At 54.0% G+C, this 24553-nt stretch carries 17 protein-coding genes; 9 read left to right on the top strand and 8 right to left on the bottom strand.

All coding sequences use genetic code 11. The features are described from left to right. Nucleotides 1-902, bottom strand: a 902-nt coding sequence (locus E1297_RS38455; RefSeq protein WP_196223497.1) for a CoA transferase, incomplete at its 3' end; no start/stop codon positions are given. A gap of 124 nt (nt 903-1026) precedes the next feature. Between E1297_RS38455 and E1297_RS38450 the strand changes: the two genes are divergently transcribed. Then, nucleotides 1027-1983: a helix-turn-helix domain-containing protein gene (locus E1297_RS38450; RefSeq protein WP_209016258.1), complete on the top strand. Its 957-nt coding sequence runs from the start codon at nt 1027-1029 to the stop codon at nt 1981-1983. Nucleotides 1984-2206: 223 nt separating this feature from the next. On the opposite strand, the gene E1297_RS38445 is transcribed toward E1297_RS38450, so the two are convergent. Continuing rightward, nucleotides 2207-3163 (bottom strand): isopenicillin N synthase family oxygenase, encoded by a 957-nt coding sequence (locus E1297_RS38445; RefSeq protein ID WP_155147627.1) that lies wholly within the window; start codon nt 3161-3163, stop codon nt 2207-2209. A 335-nt stretch (nt 3164-3498) separates the two neighbouring features. Here E1297_RS38445 and E1297_RS38440 point away from each other — a divergent pair, with 335 nt between their 5' ends. Further along, the gene (locus E1297_RS38440) at nt 3499-4401 is read left to right on the top strand and encodes a LysR family transcriptional regulator (RefSeq protein WP_155147625.1); all 903 of its coding nucleotides are present in this window, start codon (nt 3499-3501) and stop codon (nt 4399-4401) included. Here E1297_RS38440 and E1297_RS38435 read toward each other — a convergent pair. Then, nucleotides 4398-5279 (bottom strand): SDR family oxidoreductase, encoded by an 882-nt coding sequence (locus tag E1297_RS38435; RefSeq protein ID WP_155147623.1) that lies wholly within the window; start codon nt 5277-5279, stop codon nt 4398-4400. The two genes, E1297_RS38440 and E1297_RS38435, sit on opposite strands and share 4 nt — an antisense overlap. Nucleotides 5280-5700: 421 nt before the next feature. Between E1297_RS38435 and E1297_RS38430 the strand changes: the two genes are divergently transcribed. From E1297_RS38430 to E1297_RS38420, 3 genes are all read left to right on the top strand, one after another. Further along, nucleotides 5701-7623: a DUF3604 domain-containing protein gene (locus tag E1297_RS38430; protein ID WP_155147622.1), complete on the top strand. Its 1923-nt coding sequence runs from the start codon at nt 5701-5703 to the stop codon at nt 7621-7623. A gap of 160 nt (nt 7624-7783) precedes the next feature. Continuing rightward, nucleotides 7784-8614 carry a peptidyl-prolyl cis-trans isomerase gene (locus E1297_RS38425; protein ID WP_155147620.1) on the top strand — a complete coding sequence of 277 codons (831 nt, stop codon included), beginning with the start codon at nt 7784-7786 and terminating at the stop codon, nt 8612-8614. Beyond that, nucleotides 8611-9600, top strand: coding sequence for a HupE/UreJ family protein (locus E1297_RS38420; protein WP_155147618.1), 990 nt, complete (start codon nt 8611-8613; stop codon nt 9598-9600). The genes E1297_RS38425 and E1297_RS38420 overlap by 4 nt, the downstream gene beginning before the upstream one ends. Before the next feature lie 194 nt (nt 9601-9794). Here the strand turns inward: E1297_RS38420 and E1297_RS38415 are convergent, their stop codons facing one another. Continuing rightward, a complete protein-coding gene (locus E1297_RS38415) occupies nt 9795-10697 on the bottom strand; it encodes a LysR family transcriptional regulator (RefSeq protein ID WP_155147616.1) in 903 nt (300 codons plus the stop codon). Nucleotides 10698-10828: 131 nt separating this feature from the next. On the opposite strand from E1297_RS38415, the gene E1297_RS38410 reads away from it, so the two are divergent. Both E1297_RS38410 and E1297_RS38405 read left to right on the top strand, forming a co-directional pair. After that, the gene (locus E1297_RS38410; RefSeq protein ID WP_209016257.1) at nt 10829-11692 is read left to right on the top strand and encodes an MBL fold metallo-hydrolase; all 864 of its coding nucleotides are present in this window, start codon (nt 10829-10831) and stop codon (nt 11690-11692) included. Between the two features lie 644 nt (nt 11693-12336). Continuing rightward, nucleotides 12337-17979 carry an S-layer family protein gene (locus E1297_RS38405; protein WP_155147613.1) on the top strand — a complete coding sequence of 1881 codons (5643 nt, stop codon included), beginning with the start codon at nt 12337-12339 and terminating at the stop codon, nt 17977-17979. Nucleotides 17980-18398: 419 nt separating this feature from the next. On the opposite strand, the gene E1297_RS38400 is transcribed toward E1297_RS38405, so the two are convergent. After that, nucleotides 18399-18746: a helix-turn-helix domain-containing protein gene (locus E1297_RS38400; RefSeq protein ID WP_155147611.1), complete on the bottom strand. Its 348-nt coding sequence runs from the start codon at nt 18744-18746 to the stop codon at nt 18399-18401. An 86-nt stretch (nt 18747-18832) separates the two neighbouring features. Between E1297_RS38400 and E1297_RS38395 the strand changes: the two genes are divergently transcribed. Beyond that, nucleotides 18833-19924: an NAD(P)/FAD-dependent oxidoreductase gene (locus E1297_RS38395; protein WP_155147609.1), complete on the top strand. Its 1092-nt coding sequence runs from the start codon at nt 18833-18835 to the stop codon at nt 19922-19924. A gap of 73 nt (nt 19925-19997) precedes the next feature. On the opposite strand, the gene E1297_RS38390 is transcribed toward E1297_RS38395, so the two are convergent. From E1297_RS38390 to E1297_RS38380, 3 genes are all read right to left on the bottom strand, one after another. Next, nucleotides 19998-20204 (bottom strand): dodecin, encoded by a 207-nt coding sequence (locus E1297_RS38390; protein WP_155147607.1) that lies wholly within the window; start codon nt 20202-20204, stop codon nt 19998-20000. A 360-nt stretch (nt 20205-20564) separates the two neighbouring features. Continuing rightward, on the bottom strand, nt 20565-22448 hold the full coding sequence (locus E1297_RS38385) for an amidohydrolase family protein (protein ID WP_155147606.1): 1884 nt from the start codon (nt 22446-22448) through the stop codon (nt 20565-20567). Between the two features lie 163 nt (nt 22449-22611). After that, nucleotides 22612-23451 carry a LysR family transcriptional regulator gene (locus E1297_RS38380; RefSeq protein WP_155147604.1) on the bottom strand — a complete coding sequence of 280 codons (840 nt, stop codon included), beginning with the start codon at nt 23449-23451 and terminating at the stop codon, nt 22612-22614. Nucleotides 23452-23554: 103 nt separating this feature from the next. On the opposite strand from E1297_RS38380, the gene E1297_RS38375 reads away from it, so the two are divergent. After that, on the top strand, nt 23555-24553 hold a 999-nt coding region (locus tag E1297_RS38375; protein WP_155147602.1), incomplete at its 3' end, for an LLM class flavin-dependent oxidoreductase.

Raw genomic sequence — 24553 nt, 5'->3', positions numbered from 1 at the left:
TCGGGCCAATCACGTGTATCCAGATAGGCATCGAAATCGGGCAGTTCGTCGGCGAGCTTTTTCAGCCCCAAGGTCTCCAACACCCGGCGCGGGTGCGTCTTGACGCTTCCTGCCACCACATAGAACCCCCGCCCGTCGGCACAGGTATAAGTGCGATAGAATGGATCCAGGAACTCTTCCAGTTCGCTAAATCCGAGGTTCATGGGCAGGCCCGCGGCCGTTCGCCGGTCGAGCTCCACTTCGCGTGGGGATTTGTAACGTTCGGGGTAATCCTCGATCTGTTCGCAGTTGTAGACGAGCCCTTCAAGCAAGGAAGATGCCAGTGGGACCTCGATATGCTCGCCGCCATTGCGGTCCCGTGCAAGCAGGGCGAACTGCACAGCCATCGCGCCAAATGCTGCGCCATAGGCAGAGGCCAGAGTGAGTGGAGTGAAAGAAGGGTTGATCCCCATCAGCCGCCGGTTCAACCCCATGTCGGTGAACTGCCCGGTGCGCGCGGCAATCACTGCCTCCCACGCAGGCAGATCGGCCAGCGCCGGATCGGTCGAGGCGAAGCCCGGCAAAGACAGCGACACGATGCGCGGATTGATTTCCCGCAAAGTCTTCGGCCCCAGGCCCAACCGCTCCATCACCCCGGGTCGGAAGTTTTCGATCACCACATCGGCCCGGGCAACCAAATCCCGCGCCGTGGCAAGGCCCGCTTCGCTTTTTAGATCCAAGGTTAGCGCAGATTTGCCACGTGACAGCATGTCGGTGGCTGGTTCTTTTAGCCTTGGGCCTCCGGGCGGATCAATGCGGATCACTTCGGCCCCCATATCAGCCAGCATCATTCCGACCAGGGGGCCCGCCAGATACTGGCCGAAATCAAGCACGCGAATATGATCAAGGGGCCGTGTTGTCATGAAAACGTGTCTCCTGTCGGGCTGCTGACATGTTGCCGCGCTTTGGGGCATTGAACTGACGTTAGGATTGTGCCCCGATGCCGAACGGACCAATATTGTCGAAAAATGTGCGGATTCTGCCAAAGTGACACAGCTCACCGTTTCGATTCTATTGTCGGAAAGTTTTTCCAACATCGTTCTGGCGTGCCTGCTGGAACCGCTGCGGGTCGTTCGTGACAATCGTGGTGCAGATATCCGGTGGACAATCCTGACTGCGAGTGACGCCCCAGTGACCAGTTCCAGCGGCATCCGTGTTGCACCTGACAGATCGCTTCAGGGCATGAGTGCGGCCGACCTGACTCTGATCGTGGGTGGTGACGAGTTCCGCGCGGAAGCTGTACAGAAACCACTCTCGCGCCATTTATATCCCCTATTGCGATCGGGAGTGGTGATCGGGGCGGACACGGGTTCCTGGCTGATGGCAGCTCTGGGCCTATTGGATGGGCGCCGTGCCACCATCCACTGGCAACTCCACGACGAGTTTGCCGAGAGCTTTCTGGCCACCGTCGTAGAACCGGACCGTTTCGTGCAGGATGGGCGGTTCTGGACTTGCGGCAGCGCCGCTACAGCGCTGGATCTGATCTTGGAGTTCATCACCAGTCGTTACGGAGCAGTAGCAGCGCAAGAGGCAGCGGCCATGTTCCTGCAGGACAGCGCCAGTGCGCAACTTTCTGGTTCCGGGGCACGCGGGCTTCGCATCCATGGCTCAGAACAGTTGCGTATGCTGATTACCCGTATGGCTGACACTTTGGAAACACCGCTTTCGCTGGCCGAACTCGCAGCTTTCGCCAACATGTCAGAACGCAGTCTGGCCCGTCTGTTCAAGCAGGAGCTTGGTGTTTCTCCCGGGCGTCATTACCAAGCGCTTCGTCTGGCACGTGCGCGCGACCTCAGCACACATACCAGACTGAGTGTCGAGGAGATCGCCCTGCGTTGCGGCTTTTCTTCAGCATCTGGGCTGCGCAGGGCGTTTCGCCAACAATATGGCCAACCAGTTCGCAGAAGAACCCAAAGGCAGGGTGATCAGTCCAACCCCTCCTGACGCGCGTTTGCCTCGCTCAAGGTTGCCTTGCTCCTTTTATCAAAGATGAATTTCGAACAGTCACGTAATCCATCGCCACGCTGCGGCGATAAAGGCGACCTGTTCCAAGTAGTAATCTGTTGCCGCAGGCACCCCCTGCAAATTGTGCAGTATAATTAACCGTAGCACTGTTACTTCCATCGATGACGGGAGAGCAAATTTTTCTCAAGAACAATAGCACGCTCTAAGTTTCTGACTGGTCTGCTTGATGTGCATCATAGCTGGCTTCGAGTTCATTTCTGAGAAACTCGCCAAAGTTCAAAGGTTCAAACCTAGCGATGCCTGTTTCCGGGAGGGGCGCGATTACGGCAGAGACATGTGGGTCAAAGAAGAACGGCACGGAATAGCGCTCTCGTCCGCTCGCATTGATCACCCGATGCGGCGTGGACAACAACCTTCCATTGGACAAGCGATGCAGCATGTCGCCGACATTAACTACGAAAGCACCCTCGATTGGCGGAGCATCCACCCAGTGGCCTGCCGGTGTCTGAACTTGCAAGCCACCAACATCATCTTGCGCCAGCAATGTCAGAAATCCAAAGTCCTTATGGGGTGCTGAACCGAACAGATCATCCGGCGCTTGCTGAGGCTGCGGTGGATAGTGAAGCAGACGAAGCCATATAGTCGGCGTCTCGAATGCAGCGAGAATTGAACGATCCTCGACACCAATTGCATCCAGTGCCAACCTCAACAGTTTGTTGCCCAATTCGGTCATTGCATAAGCATAGGCCTCACAAGCCTCTCGAAACCCATCCAGGTCTGGCCACTGGTTTGGTCCGGACAGATAGACATCAGGGTCTCTCTCCGGATCCTCCCGCATCATCATGAACGAAGCAGATTGGTTCGGCTTTGTCACTTTGGCTAAATCGGAGTTTACGTCCGTCGAGGTGTTTATAGCTATGTACCCGCGATGGCATTCATCCAGCGCAATTGCCTGCTTTTCAGTCTCTCGCAACGCGTGAAACTTCTTTGAGGCCGCGAACACGGCGATGCGCAATGCAGGATCCACTCCATGATTTATGACATAGCCGAACCCGGTCTTGCCGTATGCATCTAGGAACTCCAGGGCCAGGTCGGATGTATCTTCGCCATCGATCAATGGTGAAAGATCAAGCACAGGAATAGTATTGAATTCAGTCATCTGAGATCTCCGAAAAAAAGTTTCGCTAAGCAGAGAGCCAAACGAGGAATCGCTATCCGGCGAAACGCTTTCGGCGGTGAGCGCTGTGACGCTCTAAGACGACCAGGAAATCAAATTCAGGCATACGTGATACGCTAGGGTGGACGAAGGCACTGATCAACCAAAAACACCGTCGACCCGAACCCGCCGTTCGGCGATGTCAGCAGATACCTCAATGCGATCCATCAGCGCGGACATTCGCTGCCAGCGGAGACTCTGTGGTCAAATGGATCTGTTGTTACAATCTATTGAGCCCGATACCATACCACTAACAGATAGTTAGCGGAGAATTCCCGATGCGCGCATCGTTCGAACAATTGGAGGCATTCGTCACCACTCACAGCGAGGGGTCTTTTTCAGCAGCGGCGCGAAAGTGCAACAAAGTACAGTCGGTGATCAGCACTTTGGTCGCCAACCTCGAGGTCGATCTGAACGTCGAGCTTTTTGATCGCAGCCGAAGATATCCGACCCTCACCGATGCGGGAGAGATGTTGATCTCGCAGGCCGAAATTCTACTGGAGCGTCGCAGCCGGTTTCTGGCGATTGCCGATGCCCTATCCATGACCCTGGAGAACCGCATAACGCTCGCCATGGCACCGCACATCAAACTGGCCAATCTGGGAGAGATCATCCGAACCTTCAACGCTGACTTTCCATCTGTTGACGTTGAGATCCAGTCATTCGCCGCCGGAGATATCCAACGGCTGGTTGTTCAAGGCGAAGTGGATCTCGGCATTATTCTGGAACCCGAGGGCATCCCTCAATCGCTCGACTTCCGCTCTTTGGGCTCACTCAAGCTGGTTTGCGTCAGCCATCCGGAAAGCCCGCTTTCACATACACCCTCGGTCTCGTGGGAAGAGTTGCGCCTACATCGCCAGATCTTGTTGAAAGAAGCTGATAACCCTAACAGTGCTATCCTCAAGGCCTCGCCGTCGATCTGGCAGGTGAGCACTGCAACTGAGGCTATCGATCTTGTGAGGGCCGACCTGGGGTGGTCGGCGCTGCCATTGCATGCTGTGGACATCTTTGTTCAGACCGGTGCACTGAAAATCCTGCCGCTGCAATTCGAGACCAAACCTTATGCCGAACGTTCGGTGGATATGGTTTGGTCTTTTGAAAAGCCGATGGGTCAGGCCACTGCCAAGCTGTGCGAGCTACTGGCTGAAAACGCCGTTATTCAGAACTCCACTATGGCTTAGGCTTCTTCGCGAAGCTCCTTTGCGAAAGATGCAATGGTGTGTTTTGGTTTTCCAAGAACTTCCCACGTTTCGCCAGCGACCAACTCTTCCCGCAGTTGCTGCACGAAGGTGAGCAAATGCTCCATAAAGACCGCCTGCTCTTCCGGCAGTCCCATCTGGCCGATCGCCTCCATTGGTAACTGAATGACTTCTGCCTTAGGCGCATAAGTTTTCAAAAATTCGGTCGCTCCCTCGGTGTAGGTCTTGGCCTGCCAACCCTGAACGGCGAACTCTTTGTTTTTTGCCGCATCATTGCCAATGGCATTCAAAACCAGTTCAGCCAGGTCGCTGGAATTGGTGAACCGGATTGGATGAACGTAATTACCGATGACGGCAAACTGGTTATCCATCAAGAACTTTGGCAGCGAATCCAGGAAGAACGAACAATAGAAGAAGGTATAGGGGATGCCGGACGCCTTGATGGCATCGATCCCGCCCTGACGGATCGCATTGGTACCATAAGCCATCCCTTCGGTTGAAAAATCGGGGTATGCGGTGTCAACGCCTGCAATTTGCATGATGTGCTGAACCCCTGTCTCCTTTGCCGCCGCGACGACGTTAATCACCCCTTCCCGCTCGGTGTGGAATGGCGCGGCGGTGTCCAACGTCTCGGTATTCAGCGTGATGTACAGCGTCTCGGTTCCCCGCAAAGCTGAAAGCAGACTGGCCGGGTCTGACACATCACCCTGAACGAGCCGAACCCCAGCAGGCAGAGCAGCTTTAGCCGCCTCTGGATCTCGCACGAGGGCGGTCACTTCGACGCCTTTCTCGACGAGTTTTTTGGTCACACGATGTCCCAGATGGCCTGTGGCACCGATGATTGTGATCTTCTTGGTCATATTGATAACTCCTGTTTCAGCGACGCTTCTACAGGTTGGGCCCCAATGTCTTTAGTGATGATCCATCTAGTTGATAGATACTTTTCTGTGCGAATAGTTGATCTTGCCTCGCAGTTTAGACGAACACGTGAGCTATGACCGCCAAAGTGCCCGGTCGCACACCAAGCGGTAGAACCGCTTCAGGCTCAGCGCACACCTCAGTTGGGCTAAGCCACAAATCGATGGGAATGCAGGTCATATTGTTTTCGACCCATTCTGAGCGCCCGTCGGCCAAAGCACTCAATTGCATCTTTGCAGCAAATCAGAATTCCAAAATTTTTCTCAATTAGGCAACTCACTATGATATAGAGAAATACGAATATCTCTTTGTTGCGATGTAATTCATCGACACCGCCGAGCTAAGTTGATTTGGGAGGTCACAATGCTTCGTATACTGGTGTGCTTTATATCACTTGGACTGGCGCCGACGAATATCTTGGCCGACGCTGTCCCAAGCGAACAGGCTGCTGAAGGTTTGTTCTCAGATCGACCTTATTCGCCATATGCGAACCGGAGTTTTCCTGAACGCCCGCTGTGGGGAGACACGCACCTTCACACGGGGCTTTCACTGGACGCCGGCGCCTTTGGGAACACACTACTGCCAGACGACGCCTGGCGTTTTGCAAAAGGTGAGCAGGTTATTTCTTCTACAGGCCAACCCGTGAGGCTGGCCCGGCCACTGGATTGGATGGTCCTCACAGATCACACTGATCTGATGGGGTTTGCACCGGACCTGCAAGCCGGAAAGCCGGGCGTTCTTGCTGATCCAAAAGGATTGGAGTGGTATGAGGGTTACAAAGCGGGTGGTGAAGAAGCCGGAAAAACGGCCTTTGATATCATTACCAATTTCTCGCAAATGACCCTGCCCGAGATCCTACTCGAGTCTTACAGCCCCGGCGCGGATGCTTTTGCCTTTACTTGGGAAAGCATTGTATTGGCGGCCGAGCAGCACAACGACCCCGGAAACTTTACGGCGTTCATTGGGTTCGAATGGACATCGGTTCCCAAGGGTTTCAATCTGCATCGCAATGTCATGCTCCGCGATGGGCCGATCCGGGCCCTGCAGATGGTTCCCCCGGTTACACAACCACCTTATGGCGATACAGACCCAAAATCGTTGTATGCCTGGCTTGAAGAATATGAAGAAAAAACGGGAGGCCGCGCGGTAGCCTTTGCCCATAACGGCAACCTGTCGAACGGATGGATGTTTCCAACCGAAGACACCTATCACGGCGGCAAGGTCGACGAGGACTACGTAGCTGCCCGAGCAAAGTGGGAGCCGCATTATGAGGTCACGCAGATCAAGGGTGATGGTGAAGCACATCCATTCCTGAGCCCGGACGATGAATTCGCGGACTACGAAAACTGGGACGTAGGCAATCTCGATATCACAGAATTGAAGACCGACGATATGCTGGCTGGTGAGTACGCCCGCGAGGCGCTGAAGCGCGGTTTGATGCTGGAAGAAAAGTTCGGCGTGAACCCCTATAAGTTCGGGATGGGTGGTGCTACGGACAGCCATACCTCTCTGGCCACAGCCGAAGAAGACAACTTCTTTGGAAAGTCCGTCAGCGTTGAACCTTCAGCCTCGCGGATCGAACATCCCTTCATCGCCAATGATCTTGGTGAAATCCCCGGCGACCTCCTTGTTGCCTCTGGATACACTGCAGTTTGGGCGACTGAGAATACCCGTGCCGCCATCTTCGATGCGTTCAAACGCAGAGAGACCTATGCAACCACCGGACCCCGAATTGGTCTGCGGTTCTTTGGCGGATGGGATTTCAATGATGCGGACGTGGAAACCCGCTTCCTTGCAGATGTTGGCTACACCAAAGGTGTTCCGATGGGTTCTGACCTGCGTCCTCGCGAAGGCGACGGTGCGCCTGCATTCCTTATCGCGGCGCTTCGCGACCCGATCGGAGCCAATCTGGATCGCGTGCAAGTGATAAAGGGGTGGCTCGACTCCGAAGGGACCTTGCAGGAAAAAGTCTACGACGTGGCGTGGTCGGATAATCGTGTTGCTGATCAAAACGGCAAAATCCCAGCGGTTGGAAACACAGTGGATTTGGAAACCGCCAGCTGGACCAACACAATCGGCACCGCCGAGTTGGTAACCGTTTGGTCTGATCCTGATTTCGATCCGAACGCGCGGGCGTTTTATTATGTGCGTGCCATCGAAATCCCGACGCCGCGCTGGGTGCTGTATGACAAATTGAGGTTCGGCACCGAATTGCCAGAAGATGCGATACTCACACATCAGGAGCGCGCATATTCGTCCCCGATTTGGTATTCGCCGACAGAGTGACACGCTCTGTGCAGGAGATAAGAGCCCGAGGTAGCAACCCTACCTCGGAGCTTTAACCAAACATCTAAAGCGCGCGGAGCATTCATTAACTTGTATAATCAATTTGTCTGATGCCAGCATCGATACATAAAACCTGATTGCGTTTCACGCAGGAGCCTTCATGCGATTACTAAAAGAACCTCTGTTCCATTTCTTCTTGATTGGAGCGGCAATCTTTTTTTGGTTCCACATAGTTTCAACAGATAGCGAGACAGTCGAAGACCTCGAGACTATCACGATCAGCGAAAGCGATGTCGCTCTGTTAGCTTCCCAGTTTGAAGCGATGCGGAAACGCTCTCCAAGCGGCACTGAACTACAAGCTTTGGTGAATGCGTCAATTCGTGAGGAGATTCTGGTCAGGGAAGCGAAAAAGCTTGGCTTGGATCGCGGAGATACCGTGATCAGGTCTCGGCTCAGCCAGAAAATGGATTTTCTCACCGAAGCGATCGCTACTTCAGTTGTTCCGGAGGACGAAGAACTAGAGGCGTTTCTTAAACAAAACCCTGAACGCTACGCTACGCCCAACAAGGTGGCTTTCACTCAGGTCTTTCTGGGTGAAAATCCAAGCGATGCCGAAATTGAACAGGCGTTGGCTGCACTGCGCACAGGTCAAGATGTCACAGCTGTCGGTGCCTCCACACTGCTACCTGCCTCAATGCCCTTGACCCCGACCCGAGCAATTGACTCGGTCTTTGGCGCTGGATTTTCGAAAGATTTCGAGGAGGTTGAAACAGATCAGTGGACGGGACCGATCCAGTCTGGTTATGGGGTCCATCTGGTTCAGGTATTGGCAACCGAGCCTAGTCAAATACCTCCCCTGTCAGAAATTCACAGCGCGGTGCTGCGAGATTGGCACCGTGCGATGAGTGAGGATCTGGCGCTAGCGCAGTTTAACGCTCTTGCAGAGAACTACGAAATTGTGGCGCCTGATCTTTCAGGTCGGCTCAAATGAAACTCATCGCCTGCTTATTGGTAGCCCTGCTGTTTGCGTGCTCCACAAGTGATGCTGATGCGCATGCGCTTGATCCGGGATACTTGGAAATTCGCCAAATCGCTTCTGACACCTGGAGCGTTCATTGGCGAAAGCCCGATGTGAATGGTCAGCCGATGGCGATTGATGCTGTATTGCCAGAGGGTTGTACACCGGCACGTGGGCCTGATCCGATTTCCGATAGCAGAGCGTGGGTTTCTTCCTGGGTTGTCGAATGCCGCGCGGACATTGCGGGGCAACCCATCAAGATTGAAGGATTGGAGACGCAACAGAACGATGTTTTGGTACGGCTACTCCCCCTAGAATCCTCACCCGCGACACTTCGATTCACATCAAATGCCACCGTCCAGAACATACCTTCTGAACAAACAACATGGTCGGTTTTCATCGCCTACTTCCAGTTGGGTTTTGAACACATACTGGAAGGCTGGGACCACCTTCTGTTTGTTTTCGCGTTGTTCATTCTGGTCCGCGATCCATGGAGACTGGTGGGGGCAGTTACGGCTTTCACACTTGCGCATTCCATAACCTTGGCGCTTGCCACGTTTGGTATATTGAACGTTCCAGGTCCGCCGGTAGAAGCCGTTATCGCACTGTCCATCGTTTTTCTGGCTATGGAGATTGTAAAGGGCAGAGAAGGTCGGTTCCGACTGTCAAAACAAAAACCTTGGATCGTTTGTTTCGGGTTTGGGCTTTTACATGGCCTTGGTTTTGCAGGGGCTTTGGCTGACATCGGACTGCCCGCGGATGATATTCCTGCAGCCTTGCTTGCGTTTAACCTGGGCGTTGAAGCCGGGCAGCTTTGTTTTATCGGCGTCTTGGCTCTCTTGGTGACAACCTGGCGCCTGATTGCGGCTCCGATCAGCCAAGGGGCTACAGTAGTTGCCGCCTACGGCATCGGTTCAGTGTCGATGTACTGGCTCATAGAGCGTATCAGCGGTTTTTGAAGTGCCATCAACTTCTCACAGTAGAGGCAATCGGCTGCCCCAAAGGGCGATGTGATTGCAAACTATAATGCTGCGATACAACGGCACCGAATTGAGCGTGACAATCGTGGTTCGCCCAATGTGAAGAAACGCAGAAGGCATCTATGCAGGTTTTCGCAACTCAAATAGTCAGTGATTGGTTCCCAAATTGCTTCTTATGCCAGTTCTTTGCCCATGTTCTCGGCGAACAATTTCGAAAACCGCTGCGTAGCGCTCGATCTATACTGTGTCGGCGGATAAACTGCATAAATTCCTCCGGACGGGAGCGTCCAGTCCGGGAGTAGCTGGATCAGAGATTTATCCGCAAGCTCTTTGCGAACGTAGAAATCCGGAAGGATTGAGATACCTGCCCCGTCAAGTGTCATCGCCTTGATTGCCGGCGTCACGTCAGCCGACAGGGCGCGCTTCATCTCAACATCGATTGTTTCGCCAGTTTGACCGGAAAAACGCCAGCGGAGCGGAGTCGATAGTGCCCGGTGCTCGATAAACGGAAAATTCGACAAGTCACTAGGTGTATCAGGATCGCCCAACTCATTGATGACCTCTGCAGAGGCAACGACGATCTGCCTGAACTCTCCCAACTTGCGGGCGATATTCGCAGAATCAGACAGCCAGCCAACACGATAGGCAATGTCGAATCGTGCTTCGACCGGATCAATCCGCACGTCACTCAATGTCAGCTCGATGGTTACTGCGGGGTGCATTCTACGAAACTCCGCAACGACTGGAGCAACATAGTCAGCACCCAGATCAAGTGGTGCAGTGATGCGCAGTGTTCCGGAAGGTTCGGCATTACCACGCCTCACCATCGCGTAGGCTTCTTCGGCCTGTGCAACAGAGGCCTGCGCAGCCGCATAAAAAGACTGACCGATTTCCGTCAGGTTCAGATGGCGAGAATTTCGAACAATCAATGTCGCCCCAAGCTCTTCTTCAAGAAGCTGCAATTGCTTGCTGACAACGGCCTTACTGACACGCATACGATCTGCCGCCGCCGTGATAGTTCCAGCCTCAGCTATTGCCACAAAATACTCGAGCCGGTTCAGGTTCGATTTTGCCATTAATCGTCATCTTTTTGCTGACACTAAGTCCATATAATGCGTATTTAGCTGACAACGTCGACTCCCTATTTGTCACGCGTAAGGCAACCGCAACGGCCATAGATGGTTGCCCCCTGACAAAGGAGATGACTATGAAAGCAATCCTGACCGCTACAGCAGCAATGATGATTTCAACGGCTGCAATGGCTGCCGACCTGAAAATCACCCAATTCACCCCCAACGAAGGCAGCCTGTTCCCGGTGTCTTCAAATCTGGTCGAAGGACCCAGCGAAGTGCTGCTGGTCGATGCGCAGTTTGAAAAGGATGATGCCGAACAACTGGTCAGCATGATCCAGGCGACCGGCAAACCGCTTACGACCGTTTTCATCAGCCACAAAGACCCCGATTTCTATTTCGGGCTGGATACGATCCGCGCAGCCTATCCCGATGTCAAAATTGTCGCCACGCCGGAAACCGTGAAAGGGATCGAGAAGACGATCCAGCTCAAATATGATTTCTGGGGGCCGATCCTGAAGGAAAATGCGCCGACCGAGTTGATCATCCCGGACGTTCTGGAGGGCGACAGCCTCACCGTAGATGGAGAAACCATTCAGGTTGTCGGTTTGGACGGCCATGACCCCGTTCACACCTTCCTCTGGGCACCGACCGAGAAAACCGTTCTGGGCGGTGTGGTTCTTTATGAAAACGTCCATGTTTGGCTTGCAGACAACCAAACACCCGAAAGCCGCGACAACTGGCGTGCAACATTGGAGCAGATCACCGCGCTCAACCCCGAGCGTATCATTCCCGGGCATGTCATCGGCGATAGTGCCGAGGATGAAAGCATCGTTGATTTCACCAAAGAATACGTCGCTACGTTCGAAGCAGCGTCGGAAGAGGCTGAAAACTCTGCCGCTTTGGTCGCGGCAATGCAGGAAGCCTATCCAACCTTCGAGAATGTTGGCGATCTTGAACTCAGCGCTCAAGTTATCGAGGGCGAACGCTCCTGGCCTTGAAGAATAACTGAGCGTCAGATGGTGCGACTGATGAGAGTTGCCATAATAACGATCAGAGAGCCGGTTCTTACGATCCGGCTCTCTGCATTTAAACTGTTCAGGCGTTGAGACCCGGATGAGCATGCCTCTAGCCCCCAATTCAGGAACAGTCGTTTTGCACTTCTTATGTTCGATATCTTGGTGCTCAAAGCTACCCCAAATTGCAGCGTAAGGACGTGATCGTAGACCTCATACTCCGGGGGGTCACCCACGCACCTTAACTGTACTTATATTGCAGCAATCGAGTCATAGCAGGCGCAATCAGTCCAGTTGTTTTTCCTGGAGCTTAACGGCGCGTCATGGCGATGAGTACCGTGCAAGCTCCACTCAAAGGTACTCGCCTGCCAACGACGTATCTGACTAAATTTACCAATAAATATCACATTGATACGTAGCGAATACCAAATGCAAACCTGTTCGGAAAAGCATGATGCAGACCTTCGAAGTTTGCCACAATTACGCCGATATTTGTTTCTAGGCCAAGCATAGACAAATCATAAAAAAAGACCTTTTTGGGGGAACATCAGTGAATACAACCGGATTGCGGCGGTCCGTGCAGGCGCACGTGGCTAAGGGTGGGCGCGTTGTCAAATGGAAAGGCAAGATTGCCAGTTATCGCACCTTCGGTCTTTCTTGCAGCAGCATCGATAGGCGCATTACCGACAGGCGAGGCCCAAGCAGAAGTCATCGCCGCATCACAAACAGCGCCGGTAGTATTTGCGAGTGACGAAGACAACAGCATTACATCACCAACTTCGGTAACCGTTTCTGCACCCACGGCGCGCGCTGTCGAACTGGACACGGATTATTCCAGCGTCCTCACCAACGGCGGTTCTATCTCTGCAACAGCAAACTCCCTGGCGGTAGGTCTTCAGGCGAACAACCAGTTGCTGCCCTCGGGTCAGATCATCAACACAGGCGCAATAAGCGCTTCCATAACCGGAGGTGCAGCCAACGTTACGGCCTATGGCTTCCTAGCCAATGACGAGTTCGGCGGGGCATTCTCAAACACAGGAACATTGTCGGCCAGCGCATCCACAGTCGCGGACAATGCTGTCGCCACTGGCGGCAGGTTTGAAAATGGCATTCAATCCACAGGATCCGTCATGAATGCAGGAGCCGTTTCAGCGGTCGCTGCGGCAGGATCGTCGAATGCGTCGGCTACGGCTTTGATGTTTGGGGACGACGTCAGCACAACCATCAGGAACACCGGAACTCTCAGCGCCACCACAACAAGCGGTGCTTCGGTTTCAGTGGCCGGTATCAATATCGATGGTGCGCTGAACGGCAGCATTATCAGTTCCAACACAATTACTGTCTCCACTAACACCGGAGCCGAAACGGCAGAGGCCGTTGCTGTCAGAGTCGCTGACGGCATGACGGGCAACTTCCTGAACTCCGGCAACATTTCGGTTTCTGCTCAAGGCAGCAGTGAGGAAACCAACGCCGATGCCTTTTATGTTAGCGGCGGAATGACGGGGAGCATCACCAATTCCAGCAACGTTACGGTCAACGCATCGGGCAATTCGTCGGTCGATGCGGACGCCTTTTATGTCAGTAGCGGCCTGACCGGGAGCTTCCTGAATTCCGGTAGCATCATGGTCAAAGCCGATAGCGACGCGAGTGAAGCAGACGCTGACGGGTTCTACATCAGTAGTGGAATGACTGGTGACATAACAAACAATGGCACCGTCACCATAGAAGCGACCGGCGCGTCGCGGGCTGATGCTGACGCGTTCTACGTCTCCAGCGGGTTTACCGGAAGCTACTCGAATTCCGGCACGGTGTCAGTCAGCGCAAGCGGTGCCACCGACCGTGCATCCGCTTCGGCATTGCACGTTGCGGGCGGAATGGATGGAAACCTGTTGAACTCGGGCACGGTCACCGTTTCCGCCTCAGGGTCTTCCTCGGTGCGTGCGGATGGGTTCGATGTCAGCAGTGGCCTGACCGGTACTATCAACAATAGCGGCACGATTGCCGTGAAGGCAGATGGCAACGGCGAAGTTCGGGTCAACGGGATCGACATCGCCGGCGGATTGACAGGTCATATCCTGAACAGCGGAACAGTTAGGGCCGAGGCCGATGCTGATGGTACCAGCGGACGTGCCAGTGGTATCGACATCACAAGTGGCATGACGGGCAATATCTCTAATTCGGGCAGTATCACCGCCATTGCGCATGCAGGCTCCGACACAGCAAACGCCGCCAGCATACGTATCGGTGGGGGTCTGACGGGCAGTTTCCTGAATTCCGGTACCATAGCAGTTGATGCTCAAGGCGGCATCGATAGAACGGATGCCGATGCTTTCTATGTCAGCGGCGGAATGACAGGCGACATCACCAACGCCAGTACTGTCGCGGTCAATGCTGCGGGGGGCACGTCGGTTTACGCAAGCACGTTTTACGTCAGCAGCGGTCTGACCGGAAATTTCCTCAACTCGGGAAGCTTTACCGTCAAGGCTGATAGTGACTCGGGCGAAGCGGATGCGGATGGACTTTATGTCAGCAGCGGCTTGACCGGTGACATAGCGAACAGTGGGTCTGTGTCAATCGAGGCCATCAGCTCGTCTGAGGCAGATGCCAACGCTTTCTACGTCACCAGTGGATTTGATGGAAACTTCTCAAACACCGGTGTCGTTGCGGTTACTGCGAAAGGTGGCTCTAGCCAGGTTCAGGCGGAGGCCCTGCATGTATCCGGAGGTATGACTGGAAATTTGTCGAATTCTGGTACGGTTGTAGTCAACGCATCAGGATCAACATCCGTCCGCGCGGACGGTGTTGATGTCAGCAGCGGACTGACGGGGACAGTCACAAATAGAGGTACGATTGTTGTTAACGCTAAGGGGTCCGATGAAGTTTCGGCCAATGGTATCGACATCGCCGGCGGACTGACCGGTGACTTCAACAATCTGGGCGGTATCTCGGTCATGGCCGATGCCAGTGGGTCCAGCGCTCGCGCCAGCGGTGTGGACGTTACCAGTGGCATGACCGGCAATATGGCCAACTCAGGCAGCATCAGAGCTGTCGCACGTGCGGGTTCCGATGCCGCGAATGTCGCGGGTTTACGCGTCGGAGGCGGCTTGACCGGCAGCATGACGAACAACGGATCAATCCGTGCAGAGGCCGTTGCATCTTCGTCAGATGCATTTGCTTACGGCATGATCTCTTATGGTGACGTAACCGGGAACATTACCAATGGGGGCTCGGTGTTTGTATCGGCTTCCGGTGAGGATACGGCCACGGCATCGGGCTTTCGCGTCGATGGTAAGCTGACGGGTACGTTCTTCAATTCTGGTAGCGTAGCAGTTACGGCGACTGCCACGGGTGCGTCTCATGAAGATGTCATGGCGAAGGGTCTGGATGTCACGGGTCACATCCAGGGTGGTTTCAACAATTCGGGTGTCCTGTCGGTCAAGGCGATCGGAGAGAACAAACAAGCATATGCCTATGGTCTCTACGCTCAAGATGGCGTGACCGGAGATGTTCTGAACAGCGGGCTTATTCGCAGCGAAGTTGACAGTGGAACGTCGGCAGATGTCTACGGCATTCGGATTGACGAAGGACTGGATGGCGCCTTCTCCAATACGGGCACGATTCAAGTTGTCGGCCGGATCGATGAAGATGACTTGGACGCCTATGGTCTCTATATCAGCGGCGGTGTCACCAAGGATGTCAGCAACAGCGGTACGATAGCGCTACAGGCCGTCGCCGAAGACGAAGCCGAAGCGATTGGGCTGAGGCTGTCCGGTGAGGTTGGCGCAAACATCATGAACTCGGGCAATATCTCGGTCGTCACGCAAAGCACGGCCAATGACGCACTTGGGTATGGCATTTCTGTGGTGTCGGGGCTGGAAGGTAACATCCTCAACTCGGGCGCGATTTCGGTCCAGGGTATTGGTGCGACCGAAGCCACCGTTGCGGGCGTCTATATCAACCGGGAGTGGACCGGCGCGTTGAACAATTCCGGGACGATCCGGGCGATTGCTGACGCGGGAACGAAACAAGCCGAGGCCTATGGGCTGCTAACCAGAAATGATCAGGTTGACGCGGATATCGAAAACTCAGGGTCTTTCGCGGTGCAAGCCAGTTCTGATGATGAATATGCCTACGCCTATGCGCTCTACTTTGACCATGAAGAAGCAGTCAGTACCCTGAACAACACCGGATCGATGACGGTTCGGGCAGCAGCACACAAGGAAGCGCGGGCTGCAGCACTGTATGCACAAGACGGATTTAAAGGTGATTTCCGGAATCAGGGTACCATTTCCATCCGTGCCAAATCGTCAGACAGTGTTGCCAAAGCCTATGGTTTGCATGTGGGAAGCGCAGGTGACGATGACCATTTGAACGGCAACATCGTTAATCAGGGCTCGGTATTTGTGTCGGCAACTGCACAAGACGAAGCCGAGGCCTATGGCTTCAACATCGATGAGCAACTCAATGGCGACTTCTCGAATTCTGGTTCAGTCATCACACAGGCCACATCACAGGAAACCGAAGCGCAAGCTTATGGGATCTATGTAGGAAGCAAGGTTAGTGGTGATGTCGCAAACAGCGGCACTGTTTCAGTTCGCGCAGAAGGCCACAGCGCAAATGTGGCCGGGGTCTTAGTTCGCAATGGGCTAGAGGGCAAGCTAACGAACTCGGGAACGATCACCGCACAGAGTTTTTCGGCCACCGAAGAATCCAGTGCACGCGGAATTTACGTGCGCGGAGGTACCAGTGATACGGTTCAAAATCAGGGTAATATCACAGCTTTTGCCCAGGGGGTCGAACGCGCGCGCGCTCAGGCCGTTCTGTTATGCGATACGATGGCAGGCGACGTCGCAAACACAGGAACAGTTACGGCCACTGCCAGATTGGTCAATGCAACGAACAATGCCGATGGCACCGCCGCTGGGTTCTACATCGAGGACATGCAGGGCAACTTCTCCAACAGCGGCGTCATTCGGGCCGATGCGGCAGGTGGTGACAAGGTCAACGCCTACGGCCTGCACTTCGGGAACTTTGACGGTGTAATCACCGCCGTTGGCGATATCTCCGCGACGTCCGCCTCGGGGGACGCCTATGCGATATATCTGGGAACCGGCGCAGGGACGCTAAACCTTGTCACCCAGGACAAAGTCGGGGGGCTGATCCGGGTACAGGAACATAATGTAAATCTGAATGCCGTCGGTGGCAGCGCGGTGTTTCGGTTCCAGGACGCTGCAACGGGCTCAGGCACATTTGCCACAACAGCCTCTGATGGCCGGTCGGCGTGGTTTGTCCAAGATGAAGGTGGCGCGGCACCGATTTATGCCAGCGTCGATTCCGCCGAACTGTTGAACTCAGCCGACGTGACGGCCTTCTACGGCGGAGTGGTCAATGGCTCCATGGGCACACTGAACTACGGAGGGCAGGCTCAGGTTACGCGCAATTCGGCAACCGGCCGTGTTTCGGGTGTCAGCTTCGGACCCTTCCGCCCCTATGTGATTGTAGATGCTGCGAGTCGCCGTTTCGAAAACGTGCCCGGAGTTGATACCGACGTCACAGTATTCAATGGCAGTGTTGGGTACTCCGGACAACTGGATAATGGTTTGGCGCTGGCGCTCGGGCTGGGTGTCCTCCGCTCTAACGGTGATACCGATACGACAGATTTTGACACAAATGGTGTGTATCTGGACGCGTCTTTGGGACGTCAGATTGGATCTTTCACAATTGAGGCCGGGCTAGGCTATGGCTGGTTGTCGACCAAGCGCTCACGCCAAATTGCCGGCAGCGCCAACGCAAGCGCCGACTACAACAGCACTCTCGCAACGGCCTATCTGGGTGTTGAGCGATCATTTGACGTCAGCGACGCGTTTGCATTGCTGGGTTTCGGCAGTGTTCGCTATACCCGTCAAGATGATGATGATTATACCGAGACCGGTTCATCTGCCAACGCAACTGTCGGAGCCGCAACCACCGAAGTCATCGAAGCCCGCTTGGGTGTCGAAGCCGAACACGCGCTGAACAGCGGCGGTGTCCTGAGCGGCCAACTGTCGGGTGTCCTACGACGTAATCTGGGCAATACTGATGCGAGCGTTACAGTGTTTTCCACAACACAAGACCTTTCGTTCGCATCGACAGATTTCACCGGAGCCAGCGTGCTGCTCGGATACGAGCACGACTTTGCCCGCAACATGACGTTTGAAGCGAATGCCGAACAGGAGTTTGGAAACGACGCACAGGGACCGTTCTTTAAAGCCGGTCTGAGGTGGTCGTTCTGATCAAAAACGACAATAGGCAAGCGTTCATCTAGGTTGTAGATACAAATCGCTCGAGAGTTGCGGCTGCAAGCAACTCATCCAAATTTGGTCAAACGTCAGATAGTGATCGAGTGCACTTTCAAGGACCGGCTGGAACGCTAGGCGCGGTTTTGAACCGGCCTATGGTTCATTTATGCTTACGGCTCGGCCTGCGGAGCCTTCAATCATGTTGTTCAGGCTCTCGTGCGAACTGCAATCCACCTCCGGTGATGGCCCTTGATTGAAGGAGACAGCGCAAATACGGCTTCTTTCATCCCGCTGCGCGTGATGTTCACATGCACGGATGCCAGTAGTTCGCGATGGTCTGCGCAATTAAGTCCACAAGAGAAACAGGCTGCGATCGTTTTGCTATTCCGTTCAGCCAAAGTTGGTTGACCAAGCTAGCCCGGACGGGTCTTTGTCTTCGGTAGTTTATCCGCGTTCTGCGCTGCCCACTCGTGCATTTCATACAACAGTGGGATCAGGCTTTGGCCCAAAGGCGTGAGGCTGTATTCGACGTGTGGCGGTATAGTCCGAAAATCTTTGCGAGAGACAAACCCCGTCTCCTGCAACTCGCTGAGTTGCCGCGTCAATGTGCGATGGGTAATGGATCCCAAGTTGCGTTGGAGTTGATTGAAACGGCAGCTGCCTTGCGCCAACCAATAGATAACCAGCAGTTTCCAACGTCCTGAAATGGCTGAGATCAGTGATTCAATCTGGCAGTGTTCTTCAAGTTCGTCCGATTTCATTACAGTATCCCAAATGACCGTACTTGTTGGATCGATCGTACAAAACTAGCTAACCATCAATGCAACGTGCCGCAATGGGGAACCCGATGACCAAAAAGAAGATCGTGATCGTGGGTGGAGGCTATGTCGGGTTTGAGGTCGCCAAGAAACTGGACGCTTATGCGGATGTCACCCTGATTGAGCAACGCGAAGCCTTCGTGCAGCCGCCTGCCGCGATCCGTGCGCTAGTTGAACCCACATTATTGGACAAGATCATCCTCCCCTACGACAACTTACTGGAGTCGGGAAAAGTTGTGCGGGGTCGTGCAGTTTCAATTTCCCAAACCCAGGTTAGCCTGGACTCTGGAGCCGTTTTCCCGGCGGATTTTATCGTGATCGCAACTGGATCGTCTTATGCGGCCCCATTCAAACCGTCGGGAGACAGCATCGCTGATTTCCGTCAAGCCAGCATGGATGTCAGTGGACGGTTAGCACGGGCGACTTCTGTAGCAATCGTCGGCGCGGGCGCCGTGGGAACTGAACTTGCGGGCGAGATCTCGGCGGCGCAGCCGGGAAAGACCATCACCTTGATTTCTTCCGATGACACCTTGTTTCCAAAATACCCGGCTGGATTTGGTACACAGCTCAAACGCAAACTCGAACGCCTCGGCGTCACTGTCATTCTTGGCCAAAGGGTGCAGGACTTGCGTCATTTGGATCGGCCTTACGAAGGATCTGTGACTCTGGCTGATGGCAGTGTGATTACCGCTGATCTTGTGTTTCCGGTGATTGGCTCTAAACCTCAAACATCATTGGTCCAAAGTCTTCCGGGTGTGACCTCAGGCACTGCAGGCCGTGTTGAGACCGACAAGTGGTTGCGGCCGTCAGACTACCCGAATGTCTTCGTAGCCGGTGACATTGCCAACGTTGGCGACGGAATGACAATTGTCGCGACGACCCGACAAAATCCATGGCTCATCAAGACGCTTAAGAAAGTGATAGATGGTGCATCCGTCGAAAAGCAGAAGCCTTACGTGCCATGGAAAAGAGCTCCCATTCTGGTGCCACTCGGCCCCGTCATCGGAAATAGCTGGCTCTTTGCAACCTTCGGCGACTGGATCACCCGCATGATGAAAGGGAAAGCGCTCTTCATCCCCAAATATCGCAGGGCGTTCGGGTTTACCGACGCTGACAAATAGACCTGCTTCTCTGGAAAGAACTGTCAGCGCTCTTCTTCAGTAACGCCTGTTGAGCTGAGGGTGTCATGTTGCCCTAGTCGAGCCTGAACCCGATTTTCATAGCGACCTGAAAGTGAGCAACCTCGCCATTCTCTATGTGACCTCGAATTTCTGAAACTTCGAACCAATCAAGGTTTTTTACAGTCTCAGCCGCCTTTGAGATTCCCGACTTGATAGCGGCATCGACAGATTCCGTTGACGTGCCGACGACATCGATCTTCTTGTAGGTTGCGTTGGTCATTTTCGCTCTCCCTAGGCTGAAATGGGTGATTGAACGTAAGTCTTATGGCTCCTCTGAAATTACTCTTACGGTCCTTCATCTCTGCAAAGAGATCAACTGGATTGCTCCTTGCAGGTCCACGCCTCGCTGAATGCGGGCACCTGAGCGCCTCAGAGAAGACTGATTAGCAGTTCATCAATAGTGATACGGAAACGCTGATTTCCATATTTTGCACGCAACGTGCGCGTTTTTTCCACCTATCATTGGGCCATTGGACTTCAGGGTTAACCGAATGTTACTCACGGTCTGATAGCTACAGTAGTAGTGGTCCGCTTCCCAAAGCGGGCTTTTTTGTATTGAGGTGGGGCGCAATTTAGCGAGTTAGTTTGCTATGCCCCGCCCCGGCTGTTTGGGACCAATTTCGCCAGTTTTGGACATCATGGCCTTCGCATAGTCACGTCTTGCTGTTGAGCGATCTTCAAATCGAGCATGTACGACACAAAAGAACAGGGCACCATCATCTAGGCCATTGCGAGGTGTAAACCAATCATAGGCGTCGGTTGGCTCTACCGACGCAAACTGTTTAGGCGATGGCGCTACAGGTACTACATTGGCTTCACTATTCGTGATGTCATCAAGCAGCGTTGGGCGCGCTGTGCCCGTATCGGGCGTGAGAATACCCATGATCTGTTCGCGACCAGCCGGAACGAAACGCCCGTTTTCCTCGACTGGAAACCGGATCGGCTGTCCCGCATATACATCTCGTTGAACTTCGCTGTTCTTAACAACAATCGTTCCATTAACGAGCACATAGGGAATACCTTGCGACGGAAGGCCTTGTTGACCCAGTGTATAGTTTGCCTTTTCGGTCACTGTCTGGGGATCAAAAATCGTTATATCGGCGACCATACCTTCCTGCATCCGCCCGCGCACCTGCATTGATCGCAACCCGGTATCACCCAATCGCTTTGCATGGATGTAGCTTAACTGAGTGAGCGTAAGCATTAGTGGCACATTTGCTTCACGTGCCAGCCTTAAGACAAGCGCATGGCTACCGGCAGACCTCGGGTGTCCTGCGTAATCTTCATAGGGCGCATCCCAACTCATCAGATTGCCCTCAATGTCCAACCCGGCCATCCCGTCACCAGAGATGCCGTACCCAGCAATTGTTATCCAATCATTGAGCCACTGCTCTCTTGGCGGACTAAATACTATAGCGGTTCGTCCGGGCTCATTCTCTGCAAAGTTCAAGAACTCGTCTTTGGTTACGAAGCGGTCGAGTTGCGGATCAAAGATTGTCTCTTCGTATTTGTACCCCATCGAGCCTTCCCAGTTTTCCGGGGCGATAATGGAGGCGCCGTAGTTGCCCGACCCGGCGGTCCAGGGATAGTAACTCGACCAGACGTTGTAACCTTGGTCGCGGGCCATCTGTAGTTTTTCCTGGTTTTCCCACCAGCCATAATCGTTGTCGTGATGAATGTGCAGTGGGGCGCCAAGCACCATCGCGTTGACAAGGATTTCATTAACCCCCGTTTGTGTCTCAGTCGGCGTAGAAGCACTGGGGTGAAACCGGTGATGTACAGAGGTCACCCGCCCGTAACGGGCCGCTGCACGTTGCGCTTGGAACATCTCATACGTGGTAATACCTTCACGGGCATACCCGATGGTCGATCCAACGCCGAGCGCGCCAAGACGCAGGCCTTCATCAAGCTGCGCCGTGATTTCGTTCATCTGCTCACGATTGCTTGGAACCGAAGACCATCCTTCAACGCCATCTTCCACCGATTGTGCCCTAAGAGCGAAGAAATTGCGGAAATCGATGTCTCCTCCTTCAAGTGCAAGACCGTCATGAACCCGCATCCGTGCGAACTCTTGCCCAACGACAGTACCGTAATTGGCCTGCGTAACGCCGTCGCGCGCGTCATACCACTCGTCGATGTTCGCGGCCCCGACCTCGAAATCCATTTGGGTTGTGACGCCGTCACGAAGATTTACCTTGATGCCCCACGGGTCCAGGCCGTGTTGCTCGAGGTCGATGAAGCCTGCGGCTACAACATGCCCTGTCGCATCGATGGTCTCAGCGCCTTCAATAGCGTCTTCGGTAATCGACGTAATCCAACCATTGCTTATTCCCACATTAGCGATTTGATCAAATCCGGTTTCCGGATCCATCACACGACCATTGAGAATTACAACGTCGTAAGTTTGCGCGACGCATAGCGTCGCAACAACAGACAAGGTGCCTGCCAGAAACACAGTTCGCATGGACGAAGCCTCCCTTTGATCTGCAGGATAGCGGAAAGCGGCATTCAATCAACAAAACGGCATATATCGATGTCTTGAGGCAACATGTTCGCGAATGAGCTACTGTGTTCGCTAAACTGACGCGGGGACCAGAATCAGATCGGCACAACTGTCCCTTTGTAGCTTAGAATTCTTTCGGATTTGCACCCGAAGATGCAAGCCAAGGGAAGTTATCTTCATGACCCTTGCGCCAAGAGAGAAATGTCCGTCGTTCGAATACGACAGCGTTTTCAACGCTAAACAAAGCGCCTTCTGCAATTAGACCGGCAACCATGCGTTGGGGAAGATAGGCGGAGCCGCCTTCAGAAAGCAGATGCGCAAGCGCCCAATCCGGACTACTGAAGGCAACAGATGCGGTTTCGTCGGTTGGCCAGGCTTCGGCGTGTTGCGCCCTAAATGTGGCGCCGTAGTCCACATAAATGTAATCAGGATCCCAACGCACTGCCTCACGCTGTCGCGTAGCGACCTGGATCAAACTGTCGGTGGTGAATTCACGACTTTCGAAATCCGTCCCGACAAGGGGTTCAGTCAGCAGTGCTGCATCGCTCATCCCACCCTGCAACCAGGATTGAGCATTTCCAGTCAGCCCGGACCAGATCTCAATGGCTGTTTCTGGATGGTTGTCCCGAATTCGCCTGATCCAATTTTGACCTAAGCCAGTCCACAGTCCCGGATCACAAACGAAACTGAAAAGACGTATCACGCCCCGGGGCAGGTTGGCACGCGAGCGCGCGTTTTCCCAGGTGCGAGTAATCACTTCTGCCTGTTCCAGAAACGCAAAGCCCGCTTTGGTCAACATCGCACCCTTACGGGACCGAATGAGCAATCGGGTCCCCAAGGCTTGGTCCAATGCGTCGAGCCGGGCGGTCACCGCAGACTGCGTGATGTTTAGCTCCTCAGCCGCCCGATTTAGATTTCGAGTACGAACGACGCTGAGAAAGGTCTGAATTGCGGCTATGTTCATAGATAGATAATGCAGATTTTTCGATGTAATTGATAGAATAATTCCGTTTTATAGAATTTCTTTTTTCTGGCACCGTAGCGTGGACAGACAAAGGAGGCTTATCATGGAATTCAGCATCCAACTTTCTGCAGATTACCCTGATAAATCCTATGGCGGCGATCGGGTCTATGCCGACATGCTGGAGCAGGCGATCCTCGCGGACCGGTTGGGTTTTGATGCCGTGTCGGTGACCGAACACCACCTGATCAACTGCTTGATGATGCCAGCCCCGCTGCAGTTTGCGGTCAAAATCGCGGCGCATACAAGCCGCGTCAAGATCATGACCTCAATCGTCGTGCTGCCACTACACGACATGCGCACCTATGCAGGCGAATTGGTTGTTGCCGACATCTTTACTGAAGGGCGTCTGATGTTGGGTGTGGGTCGCGGGGCCTTCAAATACGAGATGGAGCGGCTGGGAGTGCCGATGGAGGAAACCCAAGCCCGGTTCAATGAATCGTTGGCCGTTTTGCAGGCACTTCTGTCCGAAGAAGAAGTAAGTTGGGATGGTGACTTCTATCAGTTCGACCCGATCACCATCATGCCACGTCCTCTACGTCCCGGTGGGCCGCAAATGATGATGGCGGTGCTGAACCCCGAAGGTATTTATCACTGCACCAAACGCGGCTTCCACATTCAGACGACACCGCTTGCGGGAAACCAGCAACTGTTGTTGGAACAAGTCGATGGCTTCAGTCGCGCCAAAGGCGAGATGGGCGAAGCTGGGCGTGATCTGACCCTGTCGCTTTCACGGGTTGGCTTTGTAACCCAAAACGAAACCGACCGACAAAAGAAGATCGCGGCTGCGAACAGGTACTACAGCCGTTTCGACAACGTGTTTACCGGACCGGGTGTCGTGGACAACGGAATGATCCGCGAGCTTCCGCGCAAGCAAACTGTCGATGAACTGGCCGAAAGCCTTCTCATCGGCACGCCGCAGGAAATGATCGACAAACTCGGACCCTATTCCGAGCTCGGCATCGACAGGGTAATCCTGAACCCCAATTTCGGGTGCAACGCTCAAGAGACGCTGGATGGGCTGCAGTGTTTCGCCGAAGAGGTC

The organism is Roseibium sp. RKSG952 (assembly GCF_009711355.1).
The sequence above is the reverse complement of the archived record's forward strand: the minus strand, read 5'-3'. Positions and strand labels throughout refer to the sequence as shown.